This window comes from Vibrio sp. 2096 (assembly GCF_033339595.1).
GTDB lineage: Bacteria > Pseudomonadota > Gammaproteobacteria > Enterobacterales > Vibrionaceae > Vibrio > Vibrio alginolyticus.
On the sequence record NZ_JAWOUX010000006.1, the window covers coordinates 113,371 to 129,540 of the forward strand.

Annotated in this window: 14 protein-coding genes and 2 tRNA genes; 9 read left to right on the forward strand and 7 right to left on the reverse strand. The window is 44.0% G+C overall.

The window, feature by feature from the left end; translation table 11 throughout:
• Window positions 1–180 precede the first annotated feature (180 nt).
• From alr to R7Q41_RS13515, 3 genes are all read left to right on the forward strand, one after another.
• Window positions 181–1,410, forward strand: coding sequence for an alanine racemase (gene alr / locus R7Q41_RS13505; RefSeq protein ID WP_182038311.1), 1,230 nt, complete (start codon window positions 181–183; stop codon window positions 1,408–1,410).
• Window positions 1,411–1,721: 311 nt separating this feature from the next.
• Window positions 1,722–2,453: an AzlC family ABC transporter permease gene (locus R7Q41_RS13510; RefSeq protein WP_182038313.1), complete on the forward strand. Its 732-nt coding sequence runs from the start codon at window positions 1,722–1,724 to the stop codon at window positions 2,451–2,453.
• Window positions 2,450–2,758 (forward strand): AzlD family protein, encoded by a 309-nt coding sequence (locus R7Q41_RS13515; protein ID WP_182038315.1) that lies wholly within the window; start codon window positions 2,450–2,452, stop codon window positions 2,756–2,758. Before R7Q41_RS13510 ends, R7Q41_RS13515 begins: the two co-directional genes overlap by 4 nt.
• A 140-nt stretch (window positions 2,759–2,898) precedes the next feature.
• Here the strand turns inward: R7Q41_RS13515 and dld are convergent, their stop codons facing one another.
• The 6 genes from dld to R7Q41_RS13545 form a co-directional block, all read right to left on the reverse strand.
• Window positions 2,899–4,605, reverse strand: coding sequence for a D-lactate dehydrogenase (gene dld, locus R7Q41_RS13520; RefSeq protein WP_054578961.1), 1,707 nt, complete (start codon window positions 4,603–4,605; stop codon window positions 2,899–2,901).
• 384 nt (window positions 4,606–4,989) lie between these two features.
• Window positions 4,990–5,892, reverse strand: a complete 903-nt coding sequence (locus tag R7Q41_RS13525) for a LysR family transcriptional regulator (protein ID WP_005375982.1) — start codon at window positions 5,890–5,892, stop codon at window positions 4,990–4,992.
• 239 nt (window positions 5,893–6,131) lie between these two features.
• Window positions 6,132–6,207, reverse strand: a tRNA-Gly gene (locus R7Q41_RS13530).
• 37 nt (window positions 6,208–6,244) lie between these two features.
• A tRNA-Cys gene (locus R7Q41_RS13535) sits at window positions 6,245–6,318 on the reverse strand.
• A gap of 204 nt (window positions 6,319–6,522) precedes the next feature.
• Window positions 6,523–7,977, reverse strand: a complete 1,455-nt coding sequence (gene viaA, locus R7Q41_RS13540; protein WP_064354821.1) for an ATPase RavA stimulator ViaA — start codon at window positions 7,975–7,977, stop codon at window positions 6,523–6,525.
• Window positions 7,978–7,986: 9 nt separating this feature from the next.
• On the reverse strand, window positions 7,987–9,648 hold the full coding sequence (locus R7Q41_RS13545) for an ATPase RavA domain-containing protein (RefSeq protein WP_158173101.1): 1,662 nt from the start codon (window positions 9,646–9,648) through the stop codon (window positions 7,987–7,989).
• A 269-nt stretch (window positions 9,649–9,917) separates the two neighbouring features.
• Here R7Q41_RS13545 and R7Q41_RS13550 point away from each other — a divergent pair, with 269 nt between their 5' ends.
• The 5 genes from R7Q41_RS13550 to R7Q41_RS13570 all read left to right on the forward strand — a co-directional run bounded on the left by R7Q41_RS13550 (window position 9,918) and on the right by R7Q41_RS13570 (window position 14,710).
• The gene (locus tag R7Q41_RS13550; protein WP_017820203.1) at window positions 9,918–10,433 is read left to right on the forward strand and encodes an NUDIX hydrolase; all 516 of its coding nucleotides are present in this window, start codon (window positions 9,918–9,920) and stop codon (window positions 10,431–10,433) included.
• A gap of 22 nt (window positions 10,434–10,455) precedes the next feature.
• Window positions 10,456–11,460 (forward strand): low-specificity L-threonine aldolase, encoded by a 1,005-nt coding sequence (gene ltaE, locus R7Q41_RS13555; protein WP_182038317.1) that lies wholly within the window; start codon window positions 10,456–10,458, stop codon window positions 11,458–11,460.
• A gap of 78 nt (window positions 11,461–11,538) precedes the next feature.
• Entirely contained in the window at window positions 11,539–11,859 is a 321-nt protein-coding gene (locus R7Q41_RS13560) for a c-type cytochrome (RefSeq protein WP_186585269.1), read from the forward strand.
• Window positions 11,860–12,071: 212 nt separating this feature from the next.
• Window positions 12,072–13,604 carry a putative basic amino acid antiporter YfcC gene (gene yfcC, locus R7Q41_RS13565; RefSeq protein ID WP_005387492.1) on the forward strand — a complete coding sequence of 511 codons (1,533 nt, stop codon included), beginning with the start codon at window positions 12,072–12,074 and terminating at the stop codon, window positions 13,602–13,604.
• 110 nt (window positions 13,605–13,714) lie between these two features.
• The gene (locus R7Q41_RS13570) at window positions 13,715–14,710 is read left to right on the forward strand and encodes a succinylglutamate desuccinylase/aspartoacylase family protein (RefSeq protein WP_042520988.1); all 996 of its coding nucleotides are present in this window, start codon (window positions 13,715–13,717) and stop codon (window positions 14,708–14,710) included.
• A 207-nt stretch (window positions 14,711–14,917) separates the two neighbouring features.
• Here the strand turns inward: R7Q41_RS13570 and R7Q41_RS13575 are convergent, their stop codons facing one another.
• Window positions 14,918–15,451: a lipocalin family protein gene (locus tag R7Q41_RS13575; protein WP_054576742.1), complete on the reverse strand. Its 534-nt coding sequence runs from the start codon at window positions 15,449–15,451 to the stop codon at window positions 14,918–14,920.
• Between the two features lie 307 nt (window positions 15,452–15,758).
• On the opposite strand from R7Q41_RS13575, the gene R7Q41_RS13580 reads away from it, so the two are divergent.
• Window positions 15,759–16,139, forward strand: coding sequence for a cystatin domain-containing protein (locus R7Q41_RS13580; protein ID WP_005387498.1), 381 nt, complete (start codon window positions 15,759–15,761; stop codon window positions 16,137–16,139).
• The last annotated feature ends 31 nt before the right edge of the window (window positions 16,140–16,170 follow it).

The window sequence follows — 16,170 nt, forward strand, 5'->3', positions numbered from 1 at the left end:
ATATCAAATCAATCCCGATTTGCTTAAATTGAATGTCATCACTGAGGTATATTTAGGTATATATTAAATCACTATCTTAACAAACGCTCCAAAGCACCACTTGGAGCGTTTTACTTCGTCAGGTACTTTCCCCAAGTACTCAATAACATAACCAATACAAAAAACGCGTACGGAGACTTTATGCGCTTAAATAAAACCTTACTATCACTGACTATCGCTGCTGCAATCGCGGCTCCTGTAATGCAAGCTACTGCTGCTCCTCTTCAAATTAGCAATACAGCAGCAAAAGCAGAGCAAGTTCAAGGTGCTAACGCTTGGCTAGAAATAAACTTAGGTCAGTTCCGCGATAATATTGAGCAGTTTAAATCGCACATGGATGGCAAAACGAAAATCTGCGCCGTGATGAAAGCCGACGCATACGGTAATGGTATCGCAGGCCTGATGCCGACTATTATCGAACAACAAATTCCTTGCGTTGCCGTTGCAAGTAACGCCGAAGCACAAACTGTTCGCGACAGTGGCTTTAAAGGCCAACTTATGCGTGTACGCTCAGCGGATATTGGCGAGATTGAAGCCGCAATCGACCTAAATGTCGAAGAGTTGATAGGCACAGCAGAGCAAGCTAAAGCACTGTCTAAACTAGCCGAGAAAGCTGGTAAAGAAATCAAAGCTCACCTTGCTCTGAACGACGGTGGTATGGGGCGTAATGGTGTTGATATGACGACAGAAGCGGGCAAGAAAGAAGCGCTAGAAATCGCTCAACAAACTGGCGTTAGTATTGTTGGTATCATGACTCATTTCCCTAACTACAATGCAGACGACGTGCGCCAAAAGTTAGCTTCATTCAAAGACAGTTCTGCATGGCTGATTAAAGAAGCGAATCTAAAACGCGACAACATTTTACTGCACGTAGCTAACTCTTACACCGCGCTTAATGTTCCTGAGGCGCAGCTTGATATGGTTCGTCCTGGTGGCGTTTTATACGGAGACTTACCCACTAACCCTGAGTACCCTTCTATCGTGTCTTTCAAAACACGCGTGGCATCCGTTCACCACCTGCCAAAAAATAGCACAGTCGGTTACGACAGCAGCTACACAACAAGCAAAGAAAGCTTAATGGCGAACATTCCTGTTGGTTACTCTGATGGTTACCCACGAAAAATGGGGAATACAGCAGAAGTTCTGATCAATGGCCAACGTGCAAAAGTTGCGGGCGTTGCTTCAATGAACACTACAATGGTAGATGTTACAGGTATCAAAGATGTTGAGCCTGGTTCTGAAGTTGTTTTGTTTGGCTCCCAACAAGGCAAAACGATTTCAGCTGCTGAGATGGAAAAACACGCAGAAGTCATCTTCCCTGAACTTTACACGGTTTGGGGAAGCGCGAACCCTCGTGTCTACGTAAAATAAACCTACTCAGTTATTCGTAACAGACCGAAAAAGCGAGCCTCGTGCTCGCTTTCTTTCTTATTTACTAATCTGTACTAGCTCGTGATGTTATCAATTAAACAGAGCTTACTATTTCTGTTGTTTTACTCTCCTTTAGCACTACCAAGTACGACTCTCTACACTCTGTTTCTTAAAGCCGCTTGGATGGCTCATTTTTATATAGCACTTAGTGTTTGAAAGCCCCTCTAATTGATGTTAAACATGAAGTTTACAAAAGAATAACAAACACACTCGTATGGCACTGCCCCTTTGCCTGCTAGCTAGGTATCTCTATGACAGAAAATACTCAACATCTTCAACGCTCCTCCACTGAGTTGCACGAATTTAATCGGCTTGACGTCTGGAACGGATTCACCCAACTTTTACCCCTCTCTATGTTCGTGGTCATATTTGGCCTCGCTTTCGGTGTTGCTGCCGTACAGACTGGACTAGATGTATTTCCCACTATGTTGATGAGCACACTGGTCTTCGCCGGTGCTTCACAATTTGCCACGTTAGAAATGTGGGGAGCAGAAGTCCCTCTCATTCCAGTTCTTATTACTGTATTTGCTATTAATGCTCGTCACCTCTTGATGGGAGCCACACTTTATCCATGGTTACGACAACTCCCACCAACAAAACGTTACGGTGTAATGCTGGTAGCATCAGACGCTAACTGGGCAATGGCACTCAATGCATTTGGTAGAAAAGAACCAGGCTTTGGCTTGCTTATTGGTGGCGGCTTAGCGATGTGGTCTTTTTGGATTGTGGGCACCTGGATCGGCATTTATTTTGGTAGCGTAATCAAAGATCCGGTAGCCCTAGGGCTCGATATGGTTATGGGGTGCTTCCTGCTGTCTATGGTGGTAGCCGGGCCGAAAGACTTAAGAATCTTTGCGATTTGGGCCATAGCAGCGGCATCTTCTATGTTGGCGTATTGGTATTTGCCAGAGAATAGCCACGTAGTGGTTGGCGCCATTACTGGCGGAGTCTTGGGTGCTTGTTGGAAGGAGAAGAAAGCATGAACATCGAAACAACCTTAGGTGGCACACTGCTTATCATCATCGCTATGGCGCTAGTCACGCTCATAACCCGCTGGGGCGGAGTGTATGTTATGTCATTCATTCCAATTGGCGAACGGGTTCAACGTTTCATTACTGCGATGTCAGGCTCTGTATTGGTTGCGCTTTTAGCTCCGCTAGCAGTAGAGGGTGATAACGGTGCTAGAGCAGCACTGTTTTCTACTGCCGTTGTCATGTTCATCGTGAAAAAGCCTCTACCCGCAATTGCAGCAGGCATCATCGCCGCCGCCGCGGTACGTGCTCTTTAGTCGCTGTTTCAACGCCGATACCAGTCATCAATAAAAGACCCAAAACACAAAGCCCTGATGTCACAAGTGTCATCAGGGCTTATCTTATGCTCATCATTTGAACGATGAACAACGATTATTAATCATAGTGAGACAGCACATTACGCACAGCAGTTACAATTGCGCTTATATTTGTCCATTTTACCAATACCAGGGTTAAAGGTATTGGTTGGGTCTAATTCGTGGTAAAACTTCTGCAACGAGTTTTCGGCTTCATACAAGTGACCCACATTATGTTCTGCTGGGTATTTGGCACCACGGCTATTGAGGTGCTCTAGCATCAGCTTTTTCATCAACTTCGTGTCAGTCCCTTTTTTGAAAATGTAATCTTGATGGAAGACGTAACACATAAAGTGACCATAATAGAGCGCTTGAACAAGGTTCTTACTCACCTCTTCAGGCAAAGTTTCTAGCCACTCTTCATCATTGCGTCGCAATGCGATATCAAGTGCAACGATGTCTTCTACGTCTTTTCGATGAATTGTCTCGTACCGAATTGCTGCACCAGCGGCTGCAAAGCGATGTAAATAAGCTTTTTTACCTTCTTCCGGCGTACACTCGAAGAAATCACAGTCGTCTTCAACAGCCCAAACTTCTTTGAGGTATTTTTGTGCTTCAGCAATACCACCATCACTCATTTTCAATACCAGGTGATGCTCATACTTGTCACGGAAATCCAGCATTCGCTCTGGTAAATGTTGTGGGAACAACTTGCTCGCGTAGTACAAAATGGTGTCTGGCAGATATTTACTGACAAACGGGATGCGCTCTAAGAAATTTTCTACCTTAGCTTTAAGTGCGAACATTTTTGGCAGCTTATCTGTGCCTAACAAGTCGATGGATAAGAACACATCCTTGCCGTACTTCTCTGCCATGTTGAAGATATCTCGATGCAAGTATTCTCCCATCTCAGGCAAGTTATCAAACGTAGATAAGAAGTCTTTTCGCAACTTCGTTAGTTTCGCAGGGTCATTGGTGCCAAGGTAAAAAACCTGCTCTTTTTCGGGTACTGGGTAGCTGTCAACCCGAACGGCAAAAACTCCCAACTTACCAGCGCAGCCACTGGCTTCAAATAATCGGCGTTCATCGGCATTAAAGCGAGAAGGAATGTCAGAAGTCACGTCTCGAACACGTTCATCGTATTCTTTGTCTGACGCCATTCGCTCATCATGAATGATCTTCGCTGGGTCAAAGTTCCCTTCTTGCAGGTTTGTTAGAATTTCTTCTGGCGTTTCACCTAACCCTTCAATACCAAGGTGGTTCACCAGATGTAACTGGCCTTGCTTATCCACCTGCGCATAGATCGCCAGTTCCGTATAAGCAGGACCACGCTTAACTAGCGCACCGCCTGAGTTATTGGCGATACCACCGACCACAGTGGCACCTAGCGATGAAGAGCCGATGATAGAATGCGGTGCTCGGTTCACTGCCTTCAACTCTTTCTCCAAAGAGTGTAAGCTCGCACCAGGCAAGCAAACCGCCTGCTTACCGCCATCTAATAAGTGAATCTTCTTGATTTTGGTAATATTGATCACGACCACATCACGGTCATAATCATTACCACTTGGAGCTGAGCCTTCTGTTAAACCTGTTTTGGCAGCCTGCATAATAATAATGCAGTTTGCTTCAACGCACTGTTTAATTATCTTCCATTGTTCTACAAGAGTATTAGGAAACACGATAGCAAGCGCAGTGCCACTACCTGAGCGAAAACCTGAGCGGTAGTATTTTGTTTTAACCTCGTCGGTTAGGACATTTTCTTCCCCAACGATAGTTTTAAATTCGTCAATCAGCTGCTTTTGTTTCATATCCGTATCTCTAGTTATTGTACTTCGCTCACATCACCGTTTAGTGACGGTAATGGGCGTTTGAGCCACTATAAGCAGTCCTTTTCTCGGCGTCTATGTCAGGCAGGCGAGCAACACCTAACCAATAGACAACAAACAAAATAATTCTTTTATTTTTCTGTCACTTATCTTTCACATTCGGAAAATTTAACGCAAGAAACAGACCGTTTCTTAAAAGAAACAATAGCAAAACCACTTGTTAACAGTTGTGCGCAGCATCTTGTTATCAATATTAGTGATAAAACAAGGAGAAAGCTTAAGCTTCTAAATTTATAAGAATTATTAGAAATGAAGATGGAAACAATAACTCAACACCAACATAACGATTAGTGTTGAGTTATTGTCTTAAAATCGATGATTTTGACTTTGAAAGCTGGTGTATAGATGATCAATGAAGATCTTAATTTTTTCTGGTTGTTGACGAGTGTAAGGATACACCGCATAAATACCCAAACATTTGGCGGTTTCGTCTTTAAATAACTGAATCAGACTGCCTTGCTTTAAGTCTTCATAAACCAAGACACGCGGTACATAGATGATTCCCTGCCCTAACAGCGCCACATTTCTCAATACCGAAGAGTTGTTGGTACAGAGGTTACCGTCGACGGTGATTTGATATACCTCGTCTCCATCTTTAAACGCCCACTCATGCGCTCCGGTTTCTTGGTAGGAATAGACTAAACAATTGTGTTTAGCCAAGGCTTGAGGTTGTTTAGGTATGCCATGTTTAGCTAGGTATTGGGGTGACGCGCAAATGATCCAATTCGCATCCACCAGCTTTCTTGCAATCAGACTAGAATCTGGCAACACACCCGTTCTAATTGCCAAATCAAAACGTTCATTCACGATATCGACGAAACGATTATCTAGATCCATATCGATATTGATGTCTGGGTATTTCTGATTAAATTCATTAATCACTTGAGGAAGAATTAATTCACCAGAGATAGTAGGCACCGAAATTTTAATGTGTCCAGATAAGTTTTTACCTAAACCCACAATGGATTCTTCCGCCGTTGCCACCGCTTGATAAACCGCTTTTGCATGAGTAAAAAACGCTCGTCCTGCTTCAGTCAACGTTAGCGTTCGCGTTGTTCGGTAGAGAAGCTGTACACCAAGCTCTTGTTCAAGCTTGGCAATGCGTTTACTGACGACCGATTTGGTCAGTGACATATGTCTCGCGGCAGCACTGAATGAACCTTGCTCGATCAAGTGATAAAAAATGATGTAATCGTCGGTATTTCTCATGCGTCTTCGTCAAATCCTTTGGAAGCCCGTATTGTAAACTGAAATTGGCTGAGGTGCGAAACATCGGGTCACACTTAATATCAGAAACTCGTGACAGAGATGGGGTTGCTAAGCTCACAGGTAATGAAAAAGAGATGGTGTGAATTTATCAGTCTTCAGATACAAAAAAACCAGCTTTCGCTGGTTTTAAGTTGATGCACTTGGCATCGAGATACCGGCATGGCCATATCTGAATAATTTGGAGCGACACACGAGGTTCGAACTCGTGACCTCAACCTTGGCAAGGTTGCGCTCTACCAACTGAGCTAGTGTCGCATTTATTCTCGAAAGCCATTCACTCTCAAAAGAATAATGGAGGCGCCTCCCGGAGTCGAACCGAGGTCCACGGATTTGCAATCCGCTGCATAGCCACTCTGCCAAGGCGCCTTTTTACTACGCTTCAGGGCTCTACCCCGTTGCGTTGGTGGCTACTTTACGGATTGAGAGAAGATAGTCAAACAAAAATATTTCATTTTCTGTTCGTTTGATTTCTTTTAAGTCAATTCGACCAAAGTTCGATCTTATTGGCTTAAAACGAAGCAATATAAATCTCGCTTTCAGTTTGTTTTGTCCCATGAAACATTAAGGCGTTTAATAGTTGCTGACCCTTTTTAGCAATCTTCCCACAACATTAGGGTGATAAGACCAAGTGTGATCAAACATCGACATTAATGCAGGATTTCCGTATTTCGATAAGCTAATCGCGTGAAAACGGTTTTTCTTCGCTTTGAGCGCATCCACTTTGGCCAGTAACTCGTCTTGTTGTTTTGGCGCGATAAAGTCGGAAATGACTACCATGTCTGCGTTTTTATATTTATCACCGCTCATCAAGTCGATAGATTTAATCAAAGTTGGCTCTAAGTCTGTACCACCATGGAAGCTATAAGTTAGAAAGTCCGCCGCCTCGCGCAGACCATCTTGTTTGGTTAGTTCGTAGGTAATGTGTTCCGTAGAAAAAATAATGACATAGCAATCACGTTGCTCCGCTAGTGCGATTTGCATCAGAGCATAAGCCATGGCTTTGGCGCATTGCTCAGGAAAGCCACTCATGGAACCGGACGCGTCCACACAAACAATGAAGGGGCCTTTTTCGATATCTACCGCTTTATGGTCAGGTCGGTGAGCTTTAACTTTACGTAACGTGCGCGATTTGCCTTGTGTACGATAGTTCATGAGCCGTTTATCAACTAAGTGTTTATAGAACACAACTTCAAGTTCAGGATACGCCAAAAACATCGTTTCGTTGGGAAGTAGCTTATTTAGATCATCGCTTTCGTGAATACCGACAATATCATCCGTCGCCTCATCACTTTTCTCTTCGACCAATTGAAGTTCTTCAGTGGGCGCACGATTTAGTTCAGGATCATTTACTTGCCCCGCCATACGACCGAGTTGCTCCGCAATTTCTTGCAAGCCTTGGTGCTTCTCCAGAAACTCAGCATGGCGTTTCATCACCGTTAAGTCTGTTTTACTCAACTTGGCAGATGCCATATCCCACAGGCGCCCTACACTTTCAGCGTCACCCGACTCCGTGACTTTATCCATATTACGCATGGTTTCCATACGTTGATACAGGTCATTCAGCACCTTTTCTTTATTGGCTTCAAGCTCGCTTACTTGCGCTTGTTTTATTGCATCGGTGAGGCTTTGGTACCATTGATCACAAAAGTAATGAGGGAACATAGGGTTATTCATCCCTTTGTTCTTTTCCATCATTCGGCGAGCTTGCATGTAAAACGCAGAGTGCCATTCCAGCTTTTTAATCACATCTTCGATGTTTTCAAAAAACGCCTCCTCATCCCAGTGAATGACCTCTTGATATAAAGACAGCTCTTGTTGGAAACGCTCTGTCTCACATACCTTGGTGATCCGTTTTTTGACGCTGCCTCGCCACTTTAACAAGTGACCTTTGACCGAAGATTTAACACCTCGGTTTTCTGCCATCATCATGACTTGTGAACGCGCCATCAAATCATTAACTGCGCTATCGATGATGCCAGAGTCGGCCACCATCAGCGCGAGGTTAAGTCCGTCTGCACCTAGCATGTCGTCTCCTTATGAGAAAAACTGATTTAAGTTTTTAAAGCGTTGGATAACTTTTTCACTTTCTGCTTGGATTGATTCAAGTCTCTGACTAACCTGTTGCAGACTCGACTCCATTAGGCGGGGTAATTCAGGATCAACAAAGCTATGCGGAAGCGCATCATGAAAGTTCGCTTTCACCTTGCGCATATGGTGTTCTGCCTCACTAAGCTGATTTACGGCTTTTTCGCTCTGCGTTAACCACTTTTGGTAGAGCTCTACATCCAAGCCCTCTTGAGTCACTAGGCTAACCAAAATGCCTCGATTCGCGATATCACGGATAGCTAGGTTATTCGCCGCGTCAACGTCAAATCGTAAACGGCACATGTTGGTGTTTTGATTGACGTAACCATACACATCACCGCTTCCCTCTTTAATGACTCGATCTAACTCATCTTTGGGTACATAAACCCAGCGGCTATCACCTTTTTCTGATTCTGAAACCGACATGTTACTTTGCAAGACAACCAATTTAACTAAGTTAACGGCTGCGCCAACTTTGTACATCTTGGCTTTAGAGGTATCAAAGCGCATGGTTTCTTTACGCAAAATACCCGTTGCCGCTTCAGACGTTAACGTCATGCGGTAGGCATCTTCTAGTTCATGTTGAACATCAACCAAAGACTCACGGCAGTACTCAATTTCCTGCTCCGCGTCTTGTTGATCAAATGCATGTTTTAAGGCGAACTCTTGAACCACTTCACGTACCACATCTCGCGATTCAGGACTGTTCCATAAACAATCTTGCAACAGTAGAAGGTCAAGAGGATTGATTTCATCGCGACCATTAAAAAACGCGCTCGCTTTTAACAACTTCACGGCTTTCTTCCAGCGGCGGTCAGAGACATACATATCGGTATTGGCCACATCACCAAACTGAGCTTCAACTTTGCTTTCTAACATCGTTTTAAGCTGGAAAAGCTTTTCGAATGCATTGTCGGTTAACGTCAATTTGTCGAGCTGTTGTTGCCATTGATGATATTCTTCATCAGTTATCGCTAGGCCTTCTGGTACTTGTGCCTCTTGCGATGTGCCCACAGTCAACATCGACTTAAAGTTTTGTTTATTCTGAATTCGATTCACAAACACACGCACCAACATGCGGTCGTAGAGCGCATCCAATCCACTATCTTCATCGGGTAATTCATTGGAAGCCGATACCAACAAGCGCATTGGCACACGCTCGATATCGCTGCCATTTTTGAATGTTTTCTCATTAACCACTGTCAGCAATGTGTTAAGAATTGCAGGCCCCGCCTTCCAGATTTCATCCAAAAATACGACTTGTGCAGTTGGCAAATACCCTTTAGTTAAGCGAACATAACGGCCGTTGTCTTTTAGCTCTTGGATACTCAGTGGCCCAAACACCTCTTCAGGGGTTGAGAAGCGCGTCATCAGGTATTCGAAGTAACTGCTGTTATCGAACGCTTGGATGAGTCGTTTGGCAATTAAGCTTTTTGCAATACCAGGGGGGCCTAAAAGAAAAACACTTTCACCAGCAAGTGCAGCAAGAAGGCAGAGCTTGATCGTATGTTCACGCTCATAAACGCCATCCGTTAACGCTTTCGCCAATTTATTGATGCGTTCTGAGAGAAGCGCTTTTTCGGCATTTGAGGCAAATAAGGTTTGTGTCATACGTTCTCCGGCTACTGAAGTGGTATTGCGTTAACATTTTTATACACTTGTTATAACTTTGTTACAAATGTATTTTGTCGAATTCCCCTTATAGCAGATGCTTTTCCCCATCTTGACGAAGCAATCAAAGTTTCCATTTATGAGATATTGCTCACTTAAAGTGCAAACGCTTTCGTCGTGTTGCAGTATTTTTTGCTTTTGTTTCCCACCATTTGTGGTTAATGTCGAAAAACGTCAAAAATGCGGTAACAGCTAGGGTTCATAACTGCATGAGCAAGATAATTCATAAATGGAAGCAAATTTCTCTGATTGAAGAAGACGTTATGCTTCCTACAGGACAGGCAATTACGCACACCACAATCCATCATCCGGGCGCTGCAGTGATTCTCCCTATTACAGCGGAGGGTGAGATTGTCCTTGTCCACCAATTTCGGCCTTCACTTAATAAATGGCTATTGGAACTTCCTGCTGGTACCAGGGAAGGCAACGAAGAGCCACTCTGCTGCGCCAAAAGAGAGTTAGAGGAAGAAACTGGGTTTAGTGCAGAGAAATTCACGTCTCTCGGCCAAGTCACCCCTCTTGCCGGATTTTGTGATGAGATACAGTATCTATTTGTTGCCGAAAAGCTCAACAAAACAAACCGTTACGAGTGCGATGAAGACGAAGTGATTGAGGTCGTCACCTTGTCAATCAAGCAACTCGAAGAAAAGATTGTCGATGGCACGATCACCGATGCCAAAACGATCGCTTGCTTAAGCAAAGCGCGCCTTTGCGGATATATTTAGGACTTTGACCAAGGAGACATTCATGGATTTTCGATCAGATACCGTTACACAGCCCACCCAAGCCATGCGAGAAGCCATGTTTAAGGCCCCCGTTGGGGATGATGTTTATGGTGATGACCCTACGGTCAATGAGCTTGAAAAATTTGCTGCGCAGCTTGCTGGTTTCGAAGCAGCTTTGTTTACCACTTCAGGCACTCAAGCCAATCTGCTCGGTTTAATGGCGCATTGCGAGCGGGGAGATGAATATCTATGTGGGCAACAAGCACATAACTACAAATACGAAGCTGGTGGCGCGGCGGTTTTGGGATCAATTCAACCTCAACCAGTCGAAAATAACCCAGATGGCACGCTACCATTTGATAAACTGGCTGCTGCGATTAAACCAGATGATTGTCACTTTGCTCGCACTAAGCTTCTCAGCTTAGAAAACACAATTAATGGTAAAGCACTACCTCTGTCTTACTTAGCAGAAGCACGTGACTTCGTGAATAAACATAACTTGCAGATGCATCTAGATGGCGCTCGCGTTTTTAATGCAGCCGTTGCACTTGATGTTCCGGTAAAAGAGATCGGTCAGTACTTTGATTCAATGACGATCTGTCTGTCGAAAGGTCTGGCTGCCCCTGTTGGCTCGCTACTGCTTGGTAGCAAAGACTACATCGCAAAAGCACGTCGCTTAAGAAAGATGGTCGGCGGTGGTATGCGTCAAGCGGGTATTCTTGCCGCAGCAGGCAAACTTGCCCTTACCGAACAAGTGGAACAGCTAAAACAAGATCACATCAACGCAAAAACCTTAGCGGAAGGTTTAGCAGAACTGCCTGGTTTTTCAGTCAACCCTGAATTTGTTCAAACGAACATTGTGTTCGCGAAGCTTGATCCTCAAGTGGACATAGTAAGTATCGCTGCGAAACTAAAGGAACAAAACATCACGATAACCCCTGGAAATCCAATTCGTTTTGTAACTCATAAAGATATTTCAGCGAAAGACATCGACACTTTCTTATCAAGTATAAAATCTCTACTTTAATTTGATTTTGATCATTGAGCTTCCCCTAAGGGGAAGCTTTATTGTATCGGCATGATTTTTAGCGAATAGATAACCTCCATGCTCAGATTTGTACTTCTAATCTCTTTTATTTTCTCTTCCGCTATCCATGCCGAGCCGTTTGGTGATGCTGATAAAGGTAAAATCAAATCACCTAGCTGTGTCTATTGTCACGGTGTTAAAGGCATCGCAACGAACAACACCTATCCAAGCCTTGCTGGTCAAAATGCTCAGTACCTTTACAATGCAATGAAATCTTATCAAGCCGGTGAGCGTAAAGGGCCACTTGCAGAAATGATGGCAGCACAGTTAAAAATGTTAAATGATGAAGACCTTCGTGATGTCGCTGCTTTTTATGCAGAACAGACAGAAATCAAGTGATTAGATCACCTGTAGATGTACTATGAAAGCTCGTGAATCATCCAAACTCAACACATATTGAAACATTAACCCAACATTTGACCACAAAACAATCAAATTAACTTCACTTCAAATATTTGATGAATTTATAGTTCAACATAAGCATTAATATTGACTTTTTATTCTATTTTATCGACATTTCATGCTTTATTGAATTTGACGTGAAGTAAGTTATGTCTCACACACATGCGCAACCAGCAGACTCGGTTGCTACCCCTAAGTCGTGGCAGATGCCAGATACCCTCATTTTGATCTTCATTGTTGGTATTCTTGCTGCGATTCTTACCTACTTAATTCCTGCTGGTCATTTTGATAGCCAACAGGTGACCTACATGGTCGACGGTGCAGAAAAAACTCGCACAGTTATCGATCCTTCTTCTTTCTCTTATGCAACCGACGAAAACGGTGAATTGGTTTACAACAAGGTTGGCCTGTTTGCTTCTGGTGGTGGCATTGGTTTGATGAACTTCCCTTTCGAAGGGCTAGTTTCTGGCTCTAAATGGGGCAGCGCGATCGGCGTGATTATGTTCATGTTGGTTATCGGCGGTGCTTTCGGCGTTGTAATGCGCACAGGCACAATCGATAACGGTATCCTGCGCCTTATCGATAAGACCAAAGGTAACGAAGCGCTATTCATTCCAGTGCTATTTTTGCTGTTCTCGCTAGGCGGTGCGGTATTTGGTATGGGTGAAGAAGCCGTAGCGTTTGCGATTATTATCGCGCCGCTTATGGTTCGCCTTGGTTATGATGGTATCACTACGGTAATGGTTACCTATGTTGCGACTCAAATTGGCTTCGCTACTTCTTGGATGAACCCTTTTTCCGTAGCTATTGCGCAAGGCATTGCGGGTGTACCTGTTTTATCCGGCATGACAGTACGCATGGGGTTATGGGCTGGCTTTACGTTAATCGGTATCGCTTTCACAATGATCTACGCCGCTCGTGTGAAGTCAAATCCTAAACTTTCTTACAGCCATCGCACAGACCAGTATTTCCGTCAGCAAGAGCTTGGCAATCAAGATTCTCGTTGGAACCTAGGTGACACACTCGTTATCCTTACGGTTATTGCGACCACGGTGTGGGTCGTTTGGGGCGTAGTCGCTAACGCATGGTACATCCCAGAAATCGCGTCTCAATTTTTCACTATGGGCTTTGTTGTCGCGATCATCGGTACGATTTTCCGCCTGAACGGTATGACGCTAAACTGCGCAGCTGATGCATTTAAAGAAGGTGCAGCTATTATGCTTGCACCTGCCCTGTTAGTGGGTTGTGCAAAAGGTGTATTGTTGATCCTTGGTGGTGGTACAACTGATGAAGCGAGTGTACTGAACTCAATTCTAAACAGTGCTGGCGGCGTGATTAGCGGGCTTCCTGACGTGGCTGCGGCATGGTTAATGTATGTATTCCAATCTATCTTCAACTTCTTCGTCACTTCGGGCTCTGGACAAGCGGCACTAACGATGCCTCTACTGGCCCCTCTGGCAGACATTGCAGGAGTTACGCGCCAAGTGGCAGTTTTGTCATTCCAACTTGGCGATGGCTTTACTAACGTTATCGTCCCTACTTCGGCATCTCTCATGGCAACGCTTGGTGTCTGCCGTATCGACTGGGGTGACTGGGCAAAATTCTGCTGGCGATTTATTCTATTACTCTTTACCCTATCAAGTATCGTCGTTATCGCAGCTCATATTATGGGTTTTGCGTAAAACGAAGCCAATTGGTAATTAAGGCGAGACATGTTCTCGCCTTATTAATATTCATGGTATGACGACGCTAAGGTTTTAGATTAGCTTATGGTTTTGGAGTGGTAACTTTAATGGCAACACAATTTCTCGATGACGTGATTCAAGGTCATCAAGTGATTCAATCTCTCAATGTAGCAGACCTAAATTCGGGCGAGCATAAGTTTTGGTTTCGCATCGCAACGAATGCTCTCTCTCAGTGGCAACACCTACCTGTGCTAGTGTTCAAAGGTGAAAAACCTGGCAAGAAGATCATGATTACCGCAGGGGTTCATGGTGATGAGTACAATGGTGTGTTAGCAGCGCAGAAAACTGCTCGAGAGCTCATCGGCACTGAAGTCGCTGGTACTGTCACTATTGTTCCAACCATTAACATGCCTGGTATGCTAAACCACAGCCGCGATTTCTATTCCGCAGACCCTGATGCGTCTCCTGCAAACTTAAACCGCTTTTTTCCTGGTGACCAAAACGGCAATGAGGCCCAACGTTACTTATATGCATTGTGGAATGATTTGCTCAAGCCAAATGCTGATTTAGCCATTGACGTTCACACTCAAACCAGTGGTGCTGCCTATCCACTTTACGTGTTTGCAGATTTCCGAATCGAGCAATCATTAGAAATGGCTCGCCTCATTAATCCTGATGCGATTTTAAATGATCCTGGAGATGCTGGCGTCCTTGAAACGGTCTGGAATAACCATGGTGTCCCAAGCATTACTGTTGAAGTAGGTATGGGGCGATACACCGAGCAAGAACTTATCAGTCGAACTGTAACAGGCATTTTTAATGTGCTGAAAAAGCATAACATTGTTGAAGGTGATATGGACCCTATTACGTCATGCTTGGAAGGAAACGAAATCATCAGTGTGAAAGCGACACACGGCGGCTTTGTACTGCCTCATGTCAGTTTGATGGATTTTGTCGAGCAAGGTCAACTTCTTGCGATTCAATACGACAGCTTTGGCGCTGAGATTAAACGCTACACCGCCCCAACAAGCGGCACAGTACTTAGCCACAATGTTGAATCTATTCGAGCACCAGGTTCCCTGATCGTTCGTTTGATTAAGTAAACCATAACCGTTTGTTGATAGATCAACCTTTCGACGCTCACTCAAATTTATATAAGCCCCATCACGAGTAATCACAAATGATGGGGCTATATCCATTTTGACCACATTAAGTTACGCGGTAACAAATTACTGTTAAGCGAAATGACAAACCGAGCTCTTAATTAGGAAGCTGCCCCTCTGTCCGCTTTTTCAGCCACGCTGATGAACTTAAAGCTGTCTTTGTTTCTCTTGTTCAACAAAAATGAGCTCGTCGATAGCGAAACCTTTCTCTTTAGCTACGTACTTAAAGCGCTCCACTACTCTCTCATCAACGTTAGGCGTTCTAGACAATAGCCACAAATAGTCGTGGTTGTAACCGGAAACAAACGCATAGTCATAGTTTTCACCTAGCTCAAAAACAATGTAAGAAGAGTATATTGGCCCAAAAAAGGAAACCTTTAAGTGTCCAACCGTTTTATCTTCAACAAAATAAGCTTTGCCTTCAGCTTCTGACCACTGTCGCTCTTCTTCGGAATATCCACGGTTTATCACCTTAACCCCACCATCCTCGCGAACCTGATACTCAGCGGTAACGTTGGATAAGCCTCGCTCAAATGAATGGTCTAGGCGTGCAATTTCGTACCACTTACCTAGATATGGCTCTAAATCGAAATTATTGACGGGTTCCACCCCATCCGGCTTCGAGGTACAACCAAATAAAGTTGCAAGTGACAAAAGTAAAAATATTTTTATCGATTTCATACAACACCTAAATTTTAATTAGTGATTGATTTTACTCTAGAAGATAACAAATCGATCACTAAGCCGCACCATCGCCCTCATAGGTACACATCACAATTCTTTATCATCAATAGCGCGCTGAACACCGAAACCTCGTCATCTCAGCAAATCGATAACAAGATTGCTCTATTTTTGACTTACAAGCTGACCATGCTTGTACATTTTGTCAGCATTTAACCCTATGCATATAGAAACTTTGCACAACATAGACATTCGTAGGCATATCACCCTCCTATAATACGTTGCGTTATAGACAGAGGTTATTGTTATGAAATTAAAAACAGTGTCAGTTTGTGCACTTTTGGTGTTACTTGCAGGTTGTCAGCAGGAAAAGCCGAGCGAAACGACACAATTAACGACCTCGGCAGATGTATGTAATGCACAAGGAAACATGCCAGGTGGGTGGAATGAGTTTAACGCGACCCCTGATGCACAAAAGGCAATGGCCTTTGTTTTAAAGAAAATGGACACAATAGCGTCGTTTAAACAAATACTGAATGTTCACGCGCAAATCGTTAGCGGCGTCAACTATGCTATTGAGTTTGAATTGGATGATGGCTCTGTTTGGAACACGATTGTTTATCGCAACCTCGATGGCGAATATGCGATTACCCAATCGCCAAAAGAAGGCCACTTTTGCGAACAGTAGCGACTTAGTCAGAAAGCCCCTAACAATAGGG